At 73.0% G+C, this 17,702-nt stretch carries 20 protein-coding genes; 8 read left to right on the forward strand and 12 right to left on the reverse strand.

The genetic code is table 11. The annotated features are described in order from the left end of the window. Positions 1–273 precede the first annotated feature (273 nt). The 4 genes from ACQEVB_RS11755 to ACQEVB_RS11770 all read left to right on the forward strand — a co-directional run bounded on the left by ACQEVB_RS11755 (position 274) and on the right by ACQEVB_RS11770 (position 2,626). The gene (locus ACQEVB_RS11755; RefSeq protein WP_432968895.1) at positions 274–1,230 is read left to right on the forward strand and encodes a NucA/NucB deoxyribonuclease domain-containing protein; all 957 of its coding nucleotides are present in this window, start codon (positions 274–276) and stop codon (positions 1,228–1,230) included. Positions 1,231–1,265: 35 nt separating this feature from the next. After that, positions 1,266–1,808 carry a hypothetical protein gene (locus ACQEVB_RS11760; protein ID WP_432968898.1) on the forward strand — a complete coding sequence of 181 codons (543 nt, stop codon included), beginning with the start codon at positions 1,266–1,268 and terminating at the stop codon, positions 1,806–1,808. 18 nt (positions 1,809–1,826) lie between these two features. Continuing rightward, positions 1,827–2,135 (forward strand): hypothetical protein, encoded by a 309-nt coding sequence (locus ACQEVB_RS11765; protein WP_432968901.1) that lies wholly within the window; start codon positions 1,827–1,829, stop codon positions 2,133–2,135. 272 nt (positions 2,136–2,407) lie between these two features. Then, a complete protein-coding gene (locus ACQEVB_RS11770) occupies positions 2,408–2,626 on the forward strand; it encodes a hypothetical protein (protein ID WP_432968904.1) in 219 nt (72 codons plus the stop codon). A gap of 329 nt (positions 2,627–2,955) precedes the next feature. Here ACQEVB_RS11770 and ACQEVB_RS11775 read toward each other — a convergent pair whose 3' ends face one another. From ACQEVB_RS11775 to ACQEVB_RS11800, 6 genes are all read right to left on the reverse strand, one after another. Beyond that, entirely contained in the window at positions 2,956–5,040 is a 2,085-nt protein-coding gene (locus ACQEVB_RS11775) for a hypothetical protein (RefSeq protein WP_432968907.1), read from the reverse strand. Continuing rightward, positions 5,037–5,720 carry a DUF2637 domain-containing protein gene (locus ACQEVB_RS11780; RefSeq protein ID WP_432968910.1) on the reverse strand — a complete coding sequence of 228 codons (684 nt, stop codon included), beginning with the start codon at positions 5,718–5,720 and terminating at the stop codon, positions 5,037–5,039. The genes ACQEVB_RS11775 and ACQEVB_RS11780 overlap by 4 nt, the downstream gene beginning before the upstream one ends. 184 nt (positions 5,721–5,904) lie before the next feature. Next, a complete protein-coding gene (locus ACQEVB_RS11785; RefSeq protein ID WP_432968913.1) occupies positions 5,905–6,135 on the reverse strand; it encodes a hypothetical protein in 231 nt (76 codons plus the stop codon). Continuing rightward, complete coding sequence (locus tag ACQEVB_RS11790) at positions 6,135–6,428, reverse strand: hypothetical protein (protein ID WP_432968916.1); 294 nt, start codon at positions 6,426–6,428, stop codon at positions 6,135–6,137. The genes ACQEVB_RS11785 and ACQEVB_RS11790 overlap by 1 nt, the downstream gene beginning before the upstream one ends. After that, a complete protein-coding gene (locus ACQEVB_RS11795) occupies positions 6,425–6,757 on the reverse strand; it encodes a hypothetical protein (RefSeq protein WP_432968919.1) in 333 nt (110 codons plus the stop codon). Before ACQEVB_RS11795 ends, ACQEVB_RS11790 begins: the two co-directional genes overlap by 4 nt. 274 nt (positions 6,758–7,031) lie before the next feature. Beyond that, positions 7,032–7,616, reverse strand: a complete 585-nt coding sequence (locus ACQEVB_RS11800) for a dihydrofolate reductase family protein (protein ID WP_432968921.1) — start codon at positions 7,614–7,616, stop codon at positions 7,032–7,034. Between the two features lie 103 nt (positions 7,617–7,719). Between ACQEVB_RS11800 and ACQEVB_RS11805 the strand changes: the two genes are divergently transcribed. Then, a complete protein-coding gene (locus ACQEVB_RS11805) occupies positions 7,720–8,058 on the forward strand; it encodes a DUF4190 domain-containing protein (RefSeq protein WP_432968924.1) in 339 nt (112 codons plus the stop codon). Here ACQEVB_RS11805 and ACQEVB_RS11810 read toward each other — a convergent pair. Genes ACQEVB_RS11810 through ACQEVB_RS11825 form a run of 4 tightly spaced genes read right to left on the reverse strand, consistent with a single transcriptional unit; the run spans position 8,013 to position 12,884 of the window. Then, positions 8,013–9,056 carry a zinc-binding metallopeptidase family protein gene (locus ACQEVB_RS11810; RefSeq protein ID WP_432968927.1) on the reverse strand — a complete coding sequence of 348 codons (1,044 nt, stop codon included), beginning with the start codon at positions 9,054–9,056 and terminating at the stop codon, positions 8,013–8,015. The genes ACQEVB_RS11805 and ACQEVB_RS11810 overlap by 46 nt on opposite strands. A 1-nt stretch (position 9,057) precedes the next feature. Then, the gene (locus ACQEVB_RS11815) at positions 9,058–9,924 is read right to left on the reverse strand and encodes a transglutaminase family protein (protein WP_432968930.1); all 867 of its coding nucleotides are present in this window, start codon (positions 9,922–9,924) and stop codon (positions 9,058–9,060) included. Next, positions 9,921–12,314: a circularly permuted type 2 ATP-grasp protein gene (locus tag ACQEVB_RS11820; protein WP_432980302.1), complete on the reverse strand. Its 2,394-nt coding sequence runs from the start codon at positions 12,312–12,314 to the stop codon at positions 9,921–9,923. The genes ACQEVB_RS11815 and ACQEVB_RS11820 overlap by 4 nt, the downstream gene beginning before the upstream one ends. A gap of 15 nt (positions 12,315–12,329) precedes the next feature. Then, positions 12,330–12,884: a TetR/AcrR family transcriptional regulator gene (locus ACQEVB_RS11825; RefSeq protein ID WP_432968933.1), complete on the reverse strand. Its 555-nt coding sequence runs from the start codon at positions 12,882–12,884 to the stop codon at positions 12,330–12,332. 64 nt (positions 12,885–12,948) lie between these two features. Between ACQEVB_RS11825 and ACQEVB_RS11830 the strand changes: the two genes are divergently transcribed. From ACQEVB_RS11830 to guaA, 3 genes are read left to right on the forward strand one after another with little or no spacing between them, the layout of a single operon-like run. Further along, positions 12,949–13,752: an alpha/beta hydrolase family protein gene (locus ACQEVB_RS11830; protein WP_432968936.1), complete on the forward strand. Its 804-nt coding sequence runs from the start codon at positions 12,949–12,951 to the stop codon at positions 13,750–13,752. Further along, positions 13,749–14,513 carry an alpha/beta fold hydrolase gene (locus ACQEVB_RS11835; RefSeq protein WP_432968939.1) on the forward strand — a complete coding sequence of 255 codons (765 nt, stop codon included), beginning with the start codon at positions 13,749–13,751 and terminating at the stop codon, positions 14,511–14,513. The genes ACQEVB_RS11830 and ACQEVB_RS11835 overlap by 4 nt, the downstream gene beginning before the upstream one ends. A 53-nt stretch (positions 14,514–14,566) precedes the next feature. Beyond that, positions 14,567–16,114 carry a glutamine-hydrolyzing GMP synthase gene (guaA, locus tag ACQEVB_RS11840; protein WP_432968942.1) on the forward strand — a complete coding sequence of 516 codons (1,548 nt, stop codon included), beginning with the start codon at positions 14,567–14,569 and terminating at the stop codon, positions 16,112–16,114. Positions 16,115–16,239: 125 nt separating this feature from the next. Here the strand turns inward: guaA and ACQEVB_RS11845 are convergent, their stop codons facing one another. Further along, entirely contained in the window at positions 16,240–16,470 is a 231-nt protein-coding gene (locus tag ACQEVB_RS11845) for a hypothetical protein (protein WP_432968945.1), read from the reverse strand. Next, positions 16,463–17,674 carry a PspC domain-containing protein gene (locus ACQEVB_RS11850; RefSeq protein ID WP_432968948.1) on the reverse strand — a complete coding sequence of 404 codons (1,212 nt, stop codon included), beginning with the start codon at positions 17,672–17,674 and terminating at the stop codon, positions 16,463–16,465. Before ACQEVB_RS11850 ends, ACQEVB_RS11845 begins: the two co-directional genes overlap by 8 nt. Positions 17,675–17,702: the final 28 nt, after the last annotated feature.

Raw genomic sequence — 17,702 nt, forward strand, 5'->3', positions numbered from 1 at the left:
CGTCGCCGCAACACCACCAGCACGGTGGTGTTATTCGTGCTGCGCCGGAACCGGCCCGGGCTTGCACTTGGGGGAACTGTGCGCCACCTCGGACGGATCACGGCTACCACATGCGCCGCGGCGGCTATCGCCATCAGCGTTGTGATCGGCGCGAATTCACAGCCACCCGGAGGGCCACCGTCGCCGTACTGGGAACGCGTCGACGTCACCGCTCCGGTCGAGCCCGCGTCCCTCAACGTAGGGATCACGGCGCCTGCTCAGGGTGGAGGCGGCATGTGCAGGGCCGGCGAGAACGGGCGGCTCACGGATTGCTCTGGCGGAACCTTCCACTGGATCATCCGCGAGGGAGGCCGCGCGGGCGGCGCCGAGATCGGATCGGTGGATGCCATCTACACGATCCGCGAGACGCTCAACCCGACCAGCACCGAATGGGACGCGAAGGTGTCGGTGAGCTTCCCGAACATGGCCGGCGTTGCCACCTCCGGCACCCTGGCAACCATCCATGCCGAGTGCGAAGGCGGATGCTCGGCACCGGCGACCGCCCCCGTCGTCGACCGCCTGGTCGAGCAAGGCACAGTGATCGACGCCCCGATCCACTTCGAGTCGGTCCCGCTCACCCAGGGCGTCGCCACAGGCCGGCAGACGATCAACATGATCCTGACCAATCCCGCGGCGCCCACGACCGTCGGCACGACGGCCGGTGATCCAAAGACTGAACTCGGTCCGGTGCGCTGCGACAACACGCTGGTGGACGACGACGGCGTGAAGCAGCCGCCAGGCTGTGTCACGCTGGCTATGCCGACGTTGACGTTCAGCAAGGCGAAGGTTCCGGGGATCGCGCGACACATCCAGCTCGCGCAGGCCTCTGGGCTGCCAGGCGGAACCGCGGCGGCGCCGCTGACGCGCAATACCAACGACGCGCTTAAGACGACCAACGGACGACTCGCCTGTCCTCCGGGGAAGCTCCCCCCGGAGGGGAGTTGCGACGAGTACCCGTTGCGCAGCACCCAGCAGGGACTCGCGTTCCCCGGGCCGCAGCAGCGTAGATCGTTCGACGGGTGCTCGTTCGATGGAGCGTATGCCCTGCCGCGCCTTACCGGGCCGGGTGGCGTGAGTGTGTGCATGGTTCCGATTGGGGAACAACGATCTCAGGGGGGCACCACGAAGGTTTTCTACACCCGAAACCGGTTGGCTAACGGCGACAAGTTCTTGGTCGCCGTGACACCATGACGTCCCCACCTCACGACCCCGAAGGGGCCCACGGCGTGCCCGACAACTCGCCCACCTCCAGCGTCCTAGCTCACGGTGTCGACCGGGTCGCCGCCGAGTACCACATGTTCCTCGCAATCGACCCCGACCACTACGACGGCGACGTCGCCGACATCACCAACGGGCTGGTCGGAGCGTCCGCCGACGGTGTGTTCGTGACGACCGGCGTGCAGATGGGACCCGTGTCCTGCGAGGTGTCCGTCCGCGCCGAAGCACCACCTGATCCCACCCCGGAGGAGATGCGGGAGTGGGACGAGATCGTGGACGTGTCGTTCACTTCGGCCACAGGCAACCTCGTCGTCGACGCGGTCGACAGCGAGACACCCGTGCTTCCCAATCTGTGCGGTCGTGGCCCGGGCACGTACCGGGTACGCGTCCACGCACGCGGCCGCGACAGCCACGCCAAGGACATCCTCGATCTCGGCATCGAGGATGTGCCTGAGCACTACCGGCTCATAACGTGGCCGTCGCCCGTTAGCCCAGACACGGTTCACCAGACCCGCGACCAGTTCGGCCAGGAACTCCGCGCCTTATCATGATCGAATAAGGGTCGGCCGGTGCTCAGTGTGCTTGAGGTCCGCGCAGCGATGGAAGCGCTCGGCGCGGGTGATATCACAGTCGGGGCCGCGGCCGAGCAGGTTCGACCGGCCTACAAGTACGCCCTGGCACGGCCCCGCGACACCTCCGAGGTCGACGACATCTCCTCGATCCCGACCGCGTTCACGGAGGTCGGTGTGGCACTGGACGCAGGCACGATCTCCCTCGACCAGTACGTGGAGCTGACTGCGGTCCTGCAGGGGTCTCCTCGGTCGACGATGTCGTCCGCCGGCGTCCCGGACGACCGTCTAGGGATGCCCGGTCGATGAATGATGAGCGGCTCAATGGTGCGGAGCTTCGGCGACGAGCCGGACATCATCACGATCTCGACGACGTTCTTCGCGAGGCCGGGATCGACCCTGATGACCTCGACGACGCCGACGACGAGCCCGAGGACGAGTTCGGTGTGGACCGCGCGCCGCCGAGGACGAAACGATCGACCGACTCCGACACGACGTAGAGAAGGGAGGGATCGGTGATGGTGTCGTCCCGCACGTATCGCGTGGTAGCGACCCGGTACTCGCCGTGGTGGGCGCTCTCCGTGCCGGAGCTGGAGATCGTGACTCAGGCCCGACACTGGGGCGAGGCCGAGACGATGGCGCGTGACCTGATCGCCTGCCAACTCGACGTGCCGATGGAGACCATCGTCGTGCAGCTCGAGAAGTCACCCGAGCTGCCGGGCCCCGCCGCATCGCCGTGGATGCACGTCAAAGTGTGGGTGGATGTCGTGTGGGAGAGGGTCATCCGGCGTCAGCCCTGACCGTCGTCGTAGCGACGGAGGGCCTCGTAGACCCGGCGACCGGCTCTGACCCGACGACCAGACCCGGCGCAGCGGCCGCAGGGTCGCCAAGCCCTGCCGGTCGGGGATCGATGCTTGCCGGTGCCGTCGCACCGGCGGCAGGCCATGAACGGCCAGATCGCGCACGCGCCGATGTAGAACACGAGGGCGCCTAGCACTAGCAGCACGAGCGTGGTCATGGGCGCCCTCCAGGGCAGGGAACCGTCGAGCCGGGGGTGGTGCGCCGCTAGGCGCTAGCGCCCTGGTCACAGGCATGATCACGGCGCTAGCGCAGCCGCTAGACCTAGCGGCTACCCGGAGCTGTCGAGTGCCTCGTGGACGTCGGCGGCGAGGACGCCGCGACGGTTGGCGCGCTGCCCGTCGAGGCCGTCAGCCCACACCTGCCGTGTTATCACTCGGTGCGGCCTGAGCGCGGCCGCGAGCTGCGCCGGCTTCCACTCCGCGTACCGCGCCGGCCACGACTCCGCCAGGCGCGCGCAGAGCACCTCGCTGTGGGCCTGGTTGTCGGTGCCCAGGACGGTGGCGACGTCGGCGAGTACGGAGTACACATCCGGCACCGCCGTCGGCATCTCCCCGAGCGCGGCCCCCGACAGCGTGCCGGCAGCGGCGCGCAGCTTCCGGGCCCGCAAGCAGATGGCTTCGGCCTGGCTGCCGTCGACGAGGAACGTGCGCACCGTCGACCCGCCTTGCAGCGTGTCGCCTGTGCCGCGCAGCAGCCCGGTCCCCTTCGCCTCTGGCGACAACTTGCTGGCGTCGAGGCCCTCTCCGTAGGCGCCGGCGCCCAGCACGGCCTCCGATGCGTGCATCGTGGTGACCCGCAACGCGAACCGGATGGTGAACTGGTCCCGAAACCCCGTCGGCGTCGACTTCTGGTCGGGCTTCTGAGTCGCGGCTTCGACCATGATCCCAGCACCTGGGGCGACCTTGACCAGGTCCTCCAGCACCGCCTCCAGCTCCTTGCCGTACTCGCGGTGGGAGAAGCAGCGCTGCACCTCGTCGATCACGACCAGCACCAGTGGCATCCCCGCCTGCTTCGCCCGCGCCAGCGCCTCGGTCAGCTTGCCCTCCGGTACCACCTCGGCCGGCAACTTCCGCAGAGTGCGGTACCGGTGGTCGACCTCGGCGCGCAGCTCGAGCATGTCGTCGAGCAGCGCCTTGACCGGGTCGACGCCGGTGTCGGGGTCGGGGACGTCCCCGAGGCCCCACCGGTACGCGACGTGGCGAAAGCACGTCCAGTCTGGGCTGCCTTTCATGTCGTAGACATGCAGCCGGACGTCCGGGTCCAAGGCGGCGGCGAGGGCGACGAGGCGGGCGGAGAAGCTCTTGCCCTGCCGTGGGACGGCGCCGACGAGCAGGCTGGACCACAGCAGGTTGAGCATCACGAGCTCGCCGCGCTCGTCCAACCCGAACGGGAAGCCCTCCCAGAAGTTCACCCGCTCCGCCCGGATCAGCGGCGACGGGCCAGCTGGGACGGCGAGCGGGTCGGTGTCAGCTACCCACACCGACACCCGGCGGGCGGAACCGGCGGCGCCACGGACCTGGTGAAGGAACAGGCACCGCTCGTCGATGTCGAGCCCGGACGCGATCTGGGTGCGCCGCACCATCGCCTCCTCGGCGGTGCGCCCGTATGGGAGGTCGAGGATGACCCGCCACCCGGCGCCGTCCCGGGCGGGTGGCCCAGTGAACGTGACCGGGTCGTCGTCCTTGGCGAGCTTCGCCGCGACGAACGCGCGCAGCACGATCCCGGTCGACAGCTTCCGCACCCGCCCGGGCAGGGCGGCGTGCTCCATGAGCGGCCTGTCCGGGTTCTGACCTGCGACCGCGCATCCGATCGCCGCAGCAACCAGCGCCGCCAGCCGGGCCCAGTCCGGGACGGCCAGCCACATCGCCCACACGGCGACCGCGCCGATGACGGCGGCGATTCCGAGCCCGATGAGTCGAGGCCGACGCAGTTTGGCCGAAGCCTGCAGCAGCGCCCGGTACTCCTTCGCGTCACCGGCCCGCTGTGCCGCGACGATGAGCGGAATCGAGCGGGCGTCGGTCGCCCACCCGGCGACCCGGCATACCAGCCGCCACAACCCGCGCGGGGCGAGCCGGGCGACACGAGCCGTGTAGATGGGCAGCCGCACCGCGTGAAACGCGAGCAGGTGCAGCACGTATCCCAGCGCCCACCTGGCCGCCTGCACCCGTTGATCGCGACCCCGGAGCCACGTCGCCACCACCGGGCGACGCTCGCGGGTGTCGAGCTGCCACGGCAGCGGGACGGGCTCGGCTTTGGCCGGCGCCGGGGGATCCGGGCGCTCGGGGAGATCGACCACCTCGGCGTCGACGACCTCGACCTTGCTGCGCTTTCTGAGCTGGAGCTCGCTGGTCATGACTCACCGCCGCGGTGCCCGTTGTTGCGCTGGGCGATCAGCTGCCGCGCCCTGTACTCGGTGACGCCGAGCTCGCGGGCGAGCCGGCGACGGCCTGCGCCGACGGCAACCAGATCGGCGATCGGATCGGCCTCGCGTTCATCGGCGGCCTGGGGATCTGGCCACACCTCGTCCGCAGCCATCCTGTCCTGAGTCGCTGCGGGCGGCTCAGCGGTCACTGGAATCATCGCTGTGGCGTCGGTGCGCGCGGACCGGGTGAGAAGTACCACCAGGTGCACGGTTGATCCGACCACCGCCGGCGGGATCGCGCCCACCAGCACGGCGACCCACCATGGCGGGTCGACCTGCTCAGCCACCATGCCGAGATGTCCGGCATTGCTGGCGACGGTGACCGCGAGCAGCACCATCGTCATCCGCCCGGCGTACCGGGCGGCGTCGCGTCGTGACCGTCCTCCGAGCCACACCGCGCAGGACACGGCGGCGCCGGCGTCGACGCAGATCGGGAGAAGCCACGCGAGGTGGCTCGCGATCTCGACGGTGAGCGCGAGCCCGTAGAGGCCGTCGAAGGAGAGAACGGCGGCGGCGGCGAGCACCACGGCCAGCCCGGCCCACACGATCCACGGAGGGCGCGGTGTCGCCGGTGCGGACCCCGCAGCCGCGATTTCGCTGTCAACGGTCACCGTCGACCACCCCTGCGGCGGTGCTGGTGGCGGAATCCGCCCGGGCCCGGGGTGTCGATCGACGTGGTGCCGCGGGTGAAGTTGTGCGTGATCGGCCCGATCTTGATCGCTAACGTCCAGCGACCTGCCTGGTTCACCGTCACCCTGAACGGACCGAACTTGAAGGTCTTGCGCGCGTGGAACCTCATCGGTCGTCTCCGGTTTCGAACACCAACCGGGCCCGCCGTCGCCCCACGATCCGGCCGGGCTGCTCAAAGGCCACTGACCGGGTCACCGTGACACCGCGCTGCACCAGCGGATCGTCGGCGATCTCATCGGCGAGCGCCTGGCACTTCTCTCTGTCGCTGCTGAACCAGCGGCTGCGCAGGTTGTCGTAGGTGGCGTTTGCGGCCTGGCGCTCGTGCTTCGCGCCCATCACACGTCCACCGCCTTCAGCACGGCCAGGATCTGGTCGCGCAGATGCCAGCCGGGGGCTCCCCGGTTCATGGCGCGGCAGAGCCGATCGACCTCGGCGAGAGCTGCGGCCCGTGGATCCTGCGGTGCGGTGTCGAGTTCGGCCTGAAGGTAGCCGGCCACCACGATCAGCTCGGCGATCATCGGTTCACGCCGATCGGCGAGCCGGGCAGCCTCGGCCCGTTGTAGATGTTCGCGGAGGAAGGCGACATGCTCAGCGCGCAGCAGATGATCGGCCGGCCGTGGCGCGCTCACCGCGACACCCCGCCGCGGGGCTCGAGGTCCTCAGCCAAGTGCATCAGCGCCACCGCCAACGTGCGGGCGTCGGCCACGCGGAACTGAAGCTCGGCCGACACGGGGTCGGCGCCGTTGCCGCGGCCGGTAGGCCAGCACGACTCGGTGTCGGCGACGTGCATCACGATCTCGGCGGGCCGGTCGCCTGCCTCGTCGATGATGGCCGCGAGGATCACGGTCTGGTCGGGGTTGCCGGACGGGTGCCACACGGTGGCGCCAGGCATCGCCGCCAGTGCGGCCGCGGAGAGAGATGCTGGATGGTCGTCGAGGTGGTCGGGGATAGTGCTCATGGGTCGCAGCTCCCGTGCGATCAAGTCCCCGGCCGGCGTTGAGGTCGTCGTGCCGGGGGCGTCCAACAAAGGTTGGGTAGATCAGCTACTGGGAGGTCCGCGTGGTCTCGTTGTGGTCGCACGATGCGACGAACACGGACGCACTGGAGCCTGTTCAAGCCGCGTCCGTACTCGGCTGACCTGCAGGAACGCGGTCATGGCCGATCATCGCCGACGTCGGCGGCTTCAAGGAGTTCCAGCGGGTGGGGCTGAACGTCCGCGGGTAGGGCCTGTCCTAGGCGCGGCGCACGCGGTAGCGCAGGTGCAGGACGCGCTGCGCGGGCGGGACGTCGTCGACGCTCAGCTGCCGGACCAGGTCGAGCTCGACGTGCTCCGGGGGTAGGCCGTCGAAGAGGCGCCGCCCCTGCCCGAGCAGGACCGGCACGACGTGCAGCTCCAGCTCGTCCAGCTCGCCGGCCCGCAGCAGTGCCTGCGCTGCGCCGGCCCCGTGGACGAGCACGTCGCCGTCCCCGGCCGCCGCGCGTGCCTGCGCGGCGCACTCGCGCACGTCGGTGACGTAGCGGGCGCTTCCCGGCGCAGGCTCGGCGGGGATGTCGTGGGTGAGCACGAGGATCGGCACGCCGTCGTGGTGGTCGCCGTTCCAACGACCGGCCAGCTCGAACGTGCGCCGTCCGGCGACGACCGCGCGGGTGGCCATCGCCTCGGCGTAGACCTGCCCGCTCGGGCCCGGGTCGTTGCGCAGGTCGAGCCAGTTGAACAGGCGGAACCCGCCGATCCCGAGCGGGTTCTCGGCGTCGTCCTGCGGACCGGCGACGTAGCCGTCGAGCGACACGGTCATGTACAGCCGGATCGTGGCCACGGCTCAGCCCCTCCCTGCGGACGCGGTGGTGCAGATGCTGCCAGCCGCGAGCGGTAACGAGGGGTGCGGGGAGCCCGACATTCCCGGACATGGGGGCACACCGATGACGCAACCGCCGTACCAGCACGATCCGTACCAGCAGGACCCGTACGGCTACGCCTACCCGTACCGGCCCCCGACCAGCGGCGCCGCCGTCACGTCGCTGGTGCTCGGCATCCTCGCGCTGCTGTTCTGCTGGATCCCGTTCATCGGCGTCATCGCGTGGCCGTTGCTGCTCGTCGGCGGCGGGCTCGGCCTCGGCGCGCTCGGGCCCACCCGCCGCGGCGAGGCCGACGGGTACGGCCTCGCGGTGGCCGGGGTGGTGTGCTCGGGCGTCGCGCTGGTCGTGTGCCTGGCCTACCTGGTGCCGTTCCTGCTGTTCACGGCGGCTGCCGCCACGTAGGCCGGGTGGGCGACGACGAGGTCGTGCACGTACCGCAGCTTGTCCAGCACAGCGGGGGCCAGCACGAACGGGTAGAGGTCGCCGAACCCCATCGACCGGTTCACGGCGTTGAGGGCGTAGGTCAGCGGGAGCCAGGTGTCGATGATCTGCCCGAAGTCCTCGGGGGCGGTGCTCGGCACCGCCCGCAGGTCGGCGTGCACCTTCGCCGCCGGTCCCGTGACGATCACGCCGTACGCCGCCGCGGTCTGGCTGGTGTCGCGGATGTGCAGGTAGTGGGCGAACGTCTCGGCCCAGTCCTCCCACGGGTGCGCGGTGGCGTAGGTGCTCACGTACCGGTCGGCCCAGCCCTCCGGCGGCGCCGAGGAGTAGTGCCGGGACAGCGCATCGGCGTAGTCGGCCCGCTCGTCGCCGAACAGCTCCCGGAACTCCGCGTGCCGCCCCGGCCGATCGACCAGCACCTCCCAGTACCAGTGCCCGGTCTCGTGCCTCAGGTGCCCCAGCAAGGTGCGGTACGGCTCCGCGAGCTCCACGCGCATCCGCTCGCGGTGCCCGTCGTCGCCCTCGGCGAGGTCGAGCGTCACCACGCCGCTCGCGTGCCCGGTGACCACCGGCCCGTCGGTGCTGGACAGCAGGTCGAACGCCAGCCCGCCGTCCGGGTCGATGTCGCGGCCCACGACCGGCAGGCCGAGGTCGTCGAGCTGGTAGAGCAGCCGGCGCTTCGCCGCCTCGGTGGCGGCGAACTCGGCCAGGCCCTTCACGTCCGTGTCCGACGGGCGGGTGCGGGTCAGCGCGCAGCACGAGCACAGGCCCCCGGCGGTCTCCCCGTCGAGGAGCCAGCTGCACTCGGCGAGCTGCGCGTTCGCGCACCGCTGCCGGCCGGTGGCCCGCACCAGGGTGCGCTCGGCGCGGGAGTAGCCGAGCTCCGTGCCGCACGTCAGGCAGACGGTGTTCTCGAAGAACACCAGTGACGCGCACTGCGGGCAGGCGAACGAGCGCACGTCACCCCGTCCGATCCATGTCGACCTCCACCGCCATCGTCGCCACCGCTGCCCGATCGCTGAACAGCACCCCGCGCAGCGGCGGCACGTCCGCGTAGTCCCGCCCGTGCGCGAGCACCACGTGCGACGAGCCGACGACCACGTCGTTGGTCGGGTCCACGTCGAACCACCCGTCCGGCGTCCACGCCGACACCCACGCGTGCGACGCGTCGGCGCCGCGCAGCTTCGGCACGCCCGGCGGGGGGCTCGTCTCCAGGTACCCGCTCACGTAACGCGCAGCCAACCCCACCGAACGCAGCGCCGCCACCGCGAGGTGCGCGAAGTCCTGGCAGACGCCCTCGCCGCCGTCGAGCAGGTCGGTGAGCGTGGACGCGACCGTCGTGGTGCCGCTCGCGTAGCGGAAGTCGCGGTGGATCCGCGAGCACAGGTCGCTGACGGCCTCGCCGACCGGCCGGCGGGGCGGGAACGACGGCGCCGCGTACGCGGCCACGCCGGGCAGCGTGGGCAGCCGCGGGGAGGGCAGCGCCCAGGTGCGTTCCGGCAGGTCGTGGACGGTGTCCCGCACCGCCTCCCAGCCGCACCCGTCGACCGCGAGCCCGGTCCGGTCCACCACGACCGTGCTGCGGGCCAGCACGGTCAGCTCGCGGTGCGGTGCGCGCACCGCGAAGTAGGTGGACCGGTTGCCGAACGCGTCGACGTGCTCGCGCTGCTCGTCCGGGGCGGGATCGACCACCACCTCCCCGTCGGCCTGCGGCTGCCCCGGTCCCGGCCGGGGGATCAGGTGCGCGCGCCCGAAGCTGGTGCGCACGTCGGCGTCGTAGCCGAAGCGGGTGCGGTGGGTGATGGTGAAGGTGCGCGGCTCGGTCATGCCGTCCCCGCCAGCGGGTCGTACGGGCGCGGCATGAGGGCCGCTGCGAAGTGGGTGGCGGCGATCTCGTCGGCCAGCTCCGCCAGCGCCTTCTCGAGGCCGGCCAGCGCGGCGTCCAGTGCCGGGCGGGAGCCGTCGGCGACTCGCGTCGAGAGCTGGTGCACGTCCAGCGCGGCGAGCCGGCCCGTTGCCGTGGCCATCGCCGCGGGTGGGCGGCCGGGCAGCCGGGCCAGGTCGTCGGCCAGTCCGGCGAGCTGGAACGCGACGGCGCGCGGGTTCTCGGTGTCGGTGAGCAGCAGCTCCAGCACGGTGGCGACACCGCGACCGGCGGCCGCGTCCTGCGGGTGCCGGCGGCGGTGGGTGATCACGCTCTCGGTCGCGATCAGCACGGTCTCGGAGACGAGCCGGCCCGGCGCCCCGCGCGGGCTGGTGACCAGCGCGGCCCGCAGCAGCGCCACCACCTGCTGGGCGCGCTCCACCCGCCGGCCCGCGGCGAGCAGGTGCCAACCGGCGTCGCGGACGAGGCTGTCGGCGACGATGCCCCACCACGCGAGCAGGCCCTGCAGCACCTCGTCGAGCGCGTCCCGCTCGCTGCTCTCGCCCACCGCGGCCAGCGCCGTGTCGAGCCGGCCCAGCACCAGCCAGGTGTCACCGGACAGCTGCTCGCGGACGGCCTGCGCCGCGCGCGTCATGCGGTGGACGGCGAACGCGAGGCTGCCGGGCCGGTCGCGGTCGCACAGCAGGGAGCGCAGCTCGGCCGCCATCTCGTCGGTGCGGCGGGCGAGCGAGCTGTGCCCGGAACCCGTCACGGCCGCGACGGCGCGCAGCAGGGTCGGCATCGCGACCAGCACCGCGCGGTCGGGGGAGGCCACCACGTCCGCCCAGCGGTCGTCGACCGCGCGCAGCAGCCGCGCGACGGCCTCGGCGCGCTCCGCGTACCGGCCCAGCCAGAACAGGTCGTCGGCCACCCGCGGCGACAGCGGCGGGGTGCTCGGCGCGATCGACGGGGCCACCCGGTCGGGCCGCGGCGGAGCCGGCTCGCCGACGATCCACACGTCCTTCGCGAGCACCCCGCCGGCCTCGCCGACCAGGCCCAACCCGCCGTCGAGCACCTCCCAACCGCTGCCGGACGCCACCGCGAACGTGCGCACGGCGACGGGCCGGGCGCCGACCCCGTCGCCGTCGAGGACCGGTGCGGTGGACAGCGCGGGCGGGACGTGCGCCGTCCAGAGGTGCGGCTCGGCGGCGATCCGCGCGGCCAGCTCGCCCCGCTCGGCGGCGCTCAGCTCCGCGCCGTGGACGGGCTCGGCGAGCTCGCGCGCGATCGGCGCCACCACCAGCTCCGCGAGGTGCGTGAGCACGTGCGAGCGGCCGGCCGGATCGCCGCACCACCACGTCGCCGGGCCGGGTAGCTGCAGGTCCTCGCCGAGCAGGGCGCGGCACAGCCCGGGCAGGTACGGGACGAGCCCCGGGTTCTCCAGCACCTCGCTGCCCAGCCCGTTGAGGACGCTGACGGTGCCGACCCGCGCGGCCTCCACCAGGCCCGGCACGCCGAGGACCGAGTCGGGGCGCAGGTCCAGCGGATCGCACCAGCGGGCGTCGAGCCGGCGCAGCACGACGTCGACGGGATCGAGCCCGCCCAGCGAGTGCTGCCACAGCCGCCCGCCGCGCACGGTCAGCTCCGAGCCGCGCACCAGCGCGATGCCGAGCAGCGACGACAGCAGCGCCTGCTCGTACGCCGTCTCCGAGTCGGGGCCGGGGTGCAGCAGCACGACCCGCGGCTCGTCGATGCCGGGTGGCGCGGCCGCCGGCAGGCCCGTCCGCATCGCGTCGAAGAACGGGCGCAGCCTGCGGATCCCCGACCGCCGGTGCAACCCGGCCAGCGCCCGCGACACCACCCGCCGCCCGGCCATCGCGTAACCGGCGCCGGACGGGGCCTGCACGCGGTCCGCGAGCACCGTCCAGCCGTCGGGCCCGCGGCCCAGCTCCACCCCGGACAGGAACAGCTCGCGGCGCGCCGGCCCGGCCGGGCGGCGCCAGTTGTGCAGGTAGCCGGGGTGGCCGTCGACCAGCTCCAGCGGCAGCAGCCCGCGGTCGAGCAGGGTGCGCGGGCCGTAGAGGTCGGCGAGGAGGCGGTCGGCGAGCTCTGCCCGCTGCGCGATCCCGCGGGCCAGCGCCGTCCACTCGGCGCCGTCGAGGACCAGCGGCAGCGGATCGAGCTGCCAGGCCTGCGGCTCGTCGGCGCCCGGCGGTCGGTAGGCGACGCCCTCGTCGGCCAGCAGGCGTTCGGTGTCGGCGCGCCGGGAGCGCAGCGCGGCGAGGCCGGGACCGTCGAGCAGCGCCGCGACGCCGGTCCACAGCGGTCGGACGGACCCGTCCGGCGCGCGCATCTCGTCCACGGAGGATCAGCTTCGCACGATGCCGGCGAGCAGCCACCCCAGCCCGGCGACGAAGGAGTCGCGGCCGGACGCGCTCGACGGCGGCCCGTCCGCGGTCGCGAAGGCCGCCGAGCCGATGGCGTGCACGATCAGGTTGCCGCGGGCCGTCGGGATCGCGTCGGTGGCCACCCCGGCGCGGGTCAGCAGCGCGTCCATCGTGACCCCCAACCGCACGGCGTTGTCGCCGCGGGCGCCGCGGCGGTCCAGGTAGAGCGGCACGAGGTCGGGCGCGGTGACCAGCACGTCGAACGTCGAGGTCATCAGCGCGGCGAGGGCGTCGATGGGGTCCGCGGCCGCGGCTGTGGGGTCGTGCACGGCGGCGAGGTGGTCGTCGAGCAGCGCGTCGACCAGCTCGGTCTTGTCGGCGACGTGGCTGTAGAGCGCGTTGGGCGCGACGTCGAGCCGGCGGGCCAGCGCGCGCATGGTGAGCGCGGGCAGACCGTCCTCGGCGAGGAGGGTGCGGGCCGCGTCGAGGACCGCGGCGCGGGTCAGGCCGGCGCGGGTGCCGGGGCCACGGGCCATCACTTGACGAACTGTACCATGTCCAATTAAACTGGACACCGTACAGTTCGACGAGGAGGCAGCAGTGAACGGGACGACGTTGATCCAGGGCATCGCGGCAGGGGTTCCGTACGTGGCGGAGCCGCCCGCCCAGCGCGCGACCGCGCCGGTGGTGATCGCCTGGCACCTGCTCAGCCCGCCGTGCACGCCGGAGGCCTTCGCGGCGGCGATCCCGCTGGCCGGGCTGGACGCCTGGAAGATCTACCTCGGCCTGCCGCTGAGCGGCGCCCGGCTGCCCGAAGGCGGCTACGACGAGGTGATGCGGCTGGGCTACGAGGACGCGGTGCGGCACCTGCAGTACCCGATCCCGCACGACGCGGCCGCGGAGTTCCCGGCCGCGTTCGCGGCACTGCGCGAGCAGCTCGGCTTCGCCGCCGACGCACCCGTCGGGCTGGTCGGCGGCTCGGCCGGCTCCGCGGCGATGCTGCTGACGATCGCGAACGGCTTCCGTCCCGCGGCGGCCGTCGGCGTCAGCCCGATCACGAACCTGAAGGCGTCCACGGACGCCACGGGCCGGCACTTCGGCGTCGAGTACCCGTGGGACGAGGAGACCCTCGCCATGGTGGCCGAGCTCGACTTCGTCGCCAGGGCCGACGAGCTGGCCGGCGTGCCGCTGCGCCTCGTCGTCGGCGCGGACGACGATGCGGAGGGCTTCGTGCGGCCGGCGGAGGCACTGCGCGACCGGCTGCCCGGCGTGGATCTGGCCGTGGTGCCGGAGCAGGGCCACGACCTCGCCGAGGCGCCCGGGTTCGAGCCGGCGCCGCAGCTGCCGGGGGCGGCCCGAGTCGACGCGCTGGCCGTCGAGTGGCTGAAGGGGCACCTGCGGTGATCGCGCTCGTGCACGGGGTCCCGGAGACGACCGCGATCTGGGATCGCGTGGTCGCGATGCTCGACGCGCCGGTCGTACGGCTGTCCCCGCCCGGCTTCGGCGCGCCCGTGCCGGACGGGTGGGGCGCGTCGGTGGAGGAGTACCGGTCGTGGCTCGTCGCCGAGCTGGAGGCGCTCGGCGAGTCCGTCGACCTCGTCGGGCACGACTTCGGTGCCGCGCACGTCGTGAACGTGGCGATGACGCGGCCCGACCTGCTGCGCACGTGGGCGGCCGACGTCGTCGGCTGGTTCGACCCCGGCTACGTGTGGCACCCGCTCGCGCAGGTGTGGCAGACCCCGGGCGACGGCGAGGCGTCCGTCGACTCGCTGACCAGCCTCGACGTGCCCGGCCGCATCGAGCTGCTGGCGTCGTTCGGCATCCCGCGGCCGGTGGCCGAGGTGCTCGCCCCCGGCTGCGACGCGGCGCTGGGGCGGTGCGTGCTGGGCCTCTACCGGTCGGCAGCCCAGCCGGCGCTCGAGCGGCTGGGTGCGGGGTTGGAGCGCGCGGCCGCCCGTCCGGGGCTGGCGATCCTGCCGACGGAGGACGGCGGGGTGGGCGACATGGCGATGCGCCGCCGCAGCGCGGCCCGGGCCGGCGCCGAGGTGGCGGTCCTGGAGGGCGTGGACCACTGGTGGCCGCTGACGGCTCCCGAGCAGACGGCGGCGAGGCTGCGCGCCTTCTGGGCCCACGCACACCGTGGGGTGCCCGCGCACACGTCCTGACGTGTGCGTGAGCACACGACGGTGTGCGTGGGCGGTCGGCCTAGGCTGGGCGCGTGGACACCCCTCTCGTGCTCGTCGTCGACTACGGGGCCCAGTACGCCCAGCTCATCGCCCGGCGCGTCCGTGAGGCCCAGGTGTACTCCGAGATCGTGCCGTCCAGCACGCCGGTCGCGGAGATCGTGGCGCGCAAGCCCGCTGCGCTGATCCTCTCCGGCGGCCCCGCCAGCGTGTACGCGGACGGCGCGCCGGCCGTCGACGCTGCGCTGTTCGAGACCGGCATCCCGGTGCTCGGCCTCTGCTACGGCTTCCAGGCCATGGCCCGCGCGCTCGGCGGCGAGGTGGCTCACGACGGCACCCGCGAGTACGGGCGCACCGAGCTCACCGTCACCGAGCCCGGCACGCTGCACGACGGCCTGCCGGCCACCCACCCGGTGTGGATGAGCCACGGCGACTCCGTCGTGCGCGCGCCCGACGGGTTCACGGTCACGGCGAAGTCGGGACGGGTCGAGGTCGCGGCCTTCGAGGACGTCGAGCGGCGGCTGGCCGGCGTGCAGTACCACCCGGAGGTCGGGCACTCGCCGCACGGCCAGGAGGTGCTGCGCCGCTTCCTGCACGACGTCGCCGGCATCACCCCGAGCTGGACCACCGCCTCCATCATCGACGACACCGTGGCCGCGATCCGCGCCCAGGTCGGTGACGGGCGGGCGATCTGCGGGCTGTCCGGCGGCGTCGACTCAGCGGTCGCCGCGGCACTCGTCCAGCGCGCCATCGGTGACCGGCTGACCTGCGTGTTCGTCGACCACGGCCTGCTGCGGGCCGGCGAGCGCGAGCAGGTGGAGCGCGACTTCGTCGCCGCCACGGGCGCCAAGCTGCACACCGCGCACGAGACCGACCGGTTCCTCGACGCGCTGGCCGGCGTCACCGATCCCGAGCAGAAGCGCAAGATCATCGGCCGGGAGTTCATCCGGGCGTTCGAGACGGCCACCGCCGAGGTGGCCGCCGGTGAGCCGGTCGGGTTCCTGGTGCAGGGCACGCTCTACCCCGACGTCGTCGAGTCCGGCGGCGGCACCGGCACCGCCACGATCAAGAGCCACCACAACGTCGGCGGCCTGCCGGACGACCTGGAGTTCGCCCTGGTCGAGCCGCTGCGCGCGCTGTTCAAGGACGAGGTGCGCAAGGTCGGCGCCGAGCTCGGGCTGCCCGCCGAGATCGTGCAGCGCCAGCCGTTCCCCGGCCCCGGCCTGGGCATCCGCATCATCGGCGAGGTCACCCATGACCGGCTGGAGACCCTCCGCGCCGCCGACGCCATCGCCCGCGAGGAGCTCACCGTCGCCGGCCTCGACGCCGAGATCTGGCAGTGCCCCGTCGTGCTGCTGGCCGACGTCCGCAGCGTCGGCGTCCAGGGCGACGGCCGCACCTACGGGCACCCCATCGTCCTGCGGCCCGTGTCCAGCGAGGACGCGATGACCGCCGACTGGACCCGTCTCCCGTACGAGGTGCTGGAACGCATCTCCACCCGCATCACCAACGAGGTGGCCGAGGTCAACCGCGTCGTCCTGGACGTGACGAGCAAGCCCCCGGGCACGATCGAGTGGGAGTAGCCCCGAAGCCCCCGGACGCGGCGGAACCCCGCCGGTGACCCGGCGGGGTTCCGCTTCCCCGTGGCCGCTGCTCCCCAGCGCGGCCTGCGCGCCGCCACCGCTCCCCAGCGCGGCGGCGCGCTGTGTCAGGTCCGGCGCCGCCCCCGCAGGCTCCCGACCAGCAGGATCAGTCCGACGAACGCGGCACCACCGGCGAGCAGCCAGCGCGGGTCGAAGCCGGAGAGGTCCGGCAGCTTGCCGACGAGCGCGGCGAGCGCCATGCCGAGCGTCAGCAGCCCGACGAGCAGGGCGACGGGGTCGGGTCCGCGCCGGGAACGGGCGGGTTCCGTCGTCGCGGTCGCGTCCATCTCAGTCACGCTCCACCTCCACATCTCCGGCGCCCGTCTGGGCGTCGATCACGATCGGTCGGCCCGACGCGACGCCGTCGGCGCCGAGGTCGGTGATGTTCATGCCGGAGCCCGGCCCGTCGTCGGACTGGCGTCCGACGAAGCTGACCTCGCCGATGCCGGTGTGGCCGCTGAAGGTCACGTCGGCGTTCGCCGGGACGATGACCTTGATGCTGCCGGCTCCGGTGCTGAGCTTCGTCTGCACCGGTGTGACGGGCGCGCCGGGCGGCACGGAGAGGTCGAGGCGTCGGATGTCGAGCTTGATGTCGCCGCCGGCACGGACGTAGCTCGGCTGGATCTGGGCGGCTGTGGCCGGCGAGATGTCGAGGTCACCGAACTCGCTGCCACGGACCGCGTCCGGCGTCGCGAGCGTCCCCCACGTGACGAGGGAGAGCAGCACGGCGAACGGGATGATGCCCCGTCCGGCGCGCAGGAAGCTGCCGACGACCAGCCCGGAACCGAGCACGGCCAGCGCGACTCCCAGCACGGTGGGCGCGGTGACGAAGCTGAGCGTGCCGGTCAGCAGCATGATCGCGGCGGTGACGCCGGCGGCCAGGAGCGCGGCACCGAGGGTGACCGCGGTGACGGGCGCCCGGCGCGGGGCCGGCGGTGGCGGCTCCACCGGGGACGGCTCGGGCAGGTCCCACGCGAACGGCGCGGCGCCCAGCGGGTCCCACGACGGCGGAGCGGGCTGCGGCGGCATCCCCGGCAGGTCCTTGACCAGTGACGGGCCGGCCGTCGTCGGTGCCTCCGGGTCCGGCGCGGGCCGCGGGCCGACGGGTCCGCGCTCGCTGCGGTTGGTGTGCAGCAGGAAGAGCAGCGCGGCGACGGCGAGCACCGGCAGCACCAGCTTGCCGAGGTTGTCGAAGAGCCCGGCGATGCCGAAGCAGATCGCGATCACCGCGGCCGCGACGACGAGCGGGTGGTGCTTCGTCTTCGGTGCCGTCGGGTCGGCGGGCGTGTCCGGGAAGGTGATCCAGCACGCGAGGTAGAGCAGCGCGCCGATGCCGGTGAAGGCGGCGACGGCGAACCCCACGCGGACGAGGGTCGGATCGATGTCGTAGCGGCGGGCGATGCCCGAGGCGACGCCGGCGACCATCCGGTCGTCCCGCGGCCGGGAGGGGCGGGTCTCCCACATGTCCCGGAACGTTCCGGGGACGTCGGTGGTCTTCATGGCACTCAGATTGCTCGCGGGGGCGCCC

The sequence above is a fragment of the Pseudonocardia sp. CA-107938 genome (assembly GCF_050936315.1).
In the GTDB taxonomy this organism is placed as follows: Bacteria; Actinomycetota; Actinomycetes; order Mycobacteriales; family Pseudonocardiaceae; genus Pseudonocardia.

Coding starts and splice junctions, on each gene's coding strand:
- ACQEVB_RS11820 (WP_432980302.1), bottom strand. CDS start 12,314: ATGCGCGCGCCGGACGGGTCCGTCCGACCGCTGTGGACCGGCGTCGCG.
- ACQEVB_RS11805 (WP_432968924.1), top strand. CDS start 7,720: ATGACGCAACCGCCGTACCAGCACGATCCGTACCAGCAGGACCCGTAC.
- ACQEVB_RS11785 (WP_432968913.1), bottom strand. CDS start 6,135: ATGGGCGCGAAGCACGAGCGCCAGGCCGCAAACGCCACCTACGACAAC.
- ACQEVB_RS11755 (WP_432968895.1), top strand. CDS start 274: ATGTGCAGGGCCGGCGAGAACGGGCGGCTCACGGATTGCTCTGGCGGA.
- ACQEVB_RS11815 (WP_432968930.1), bottom strand. CDS start 9,924: ATGACCGAGCCGCGCACCTTCACCATCACCCACCGCACCCGCTTCGGC.
- ACQEVB_RS11850 (WP_432968948.1), bottom strand. CDS start 17,674: ATGAAGACCACCGACGTCCCCGGAACGTTCCGGGACATGTGGGAGACC.
- ACQEVB_RS11825 (WP_432968933.1), bottom strand. CDS start 12,884: ATGGCCCGTGGCCCCGGCACCCGCGCCGGCCTGACCCGCGCCGCGGTC.
- ACQEVB_RS11775 (WP_432968907.1), bottom strand. CDS start 5,040: ATGACCAGCGAGCTCCAGCTCAGAAAGCGCAGCAAGGTCGAGGTCGTC.
- ACQEVB_RS11795 (WP_432968919.1), bottom strand. CDS start 6,757: ATGAGCACTATCCCCGACCACCTCGACGACCATCCAGCATCTCTCTCC.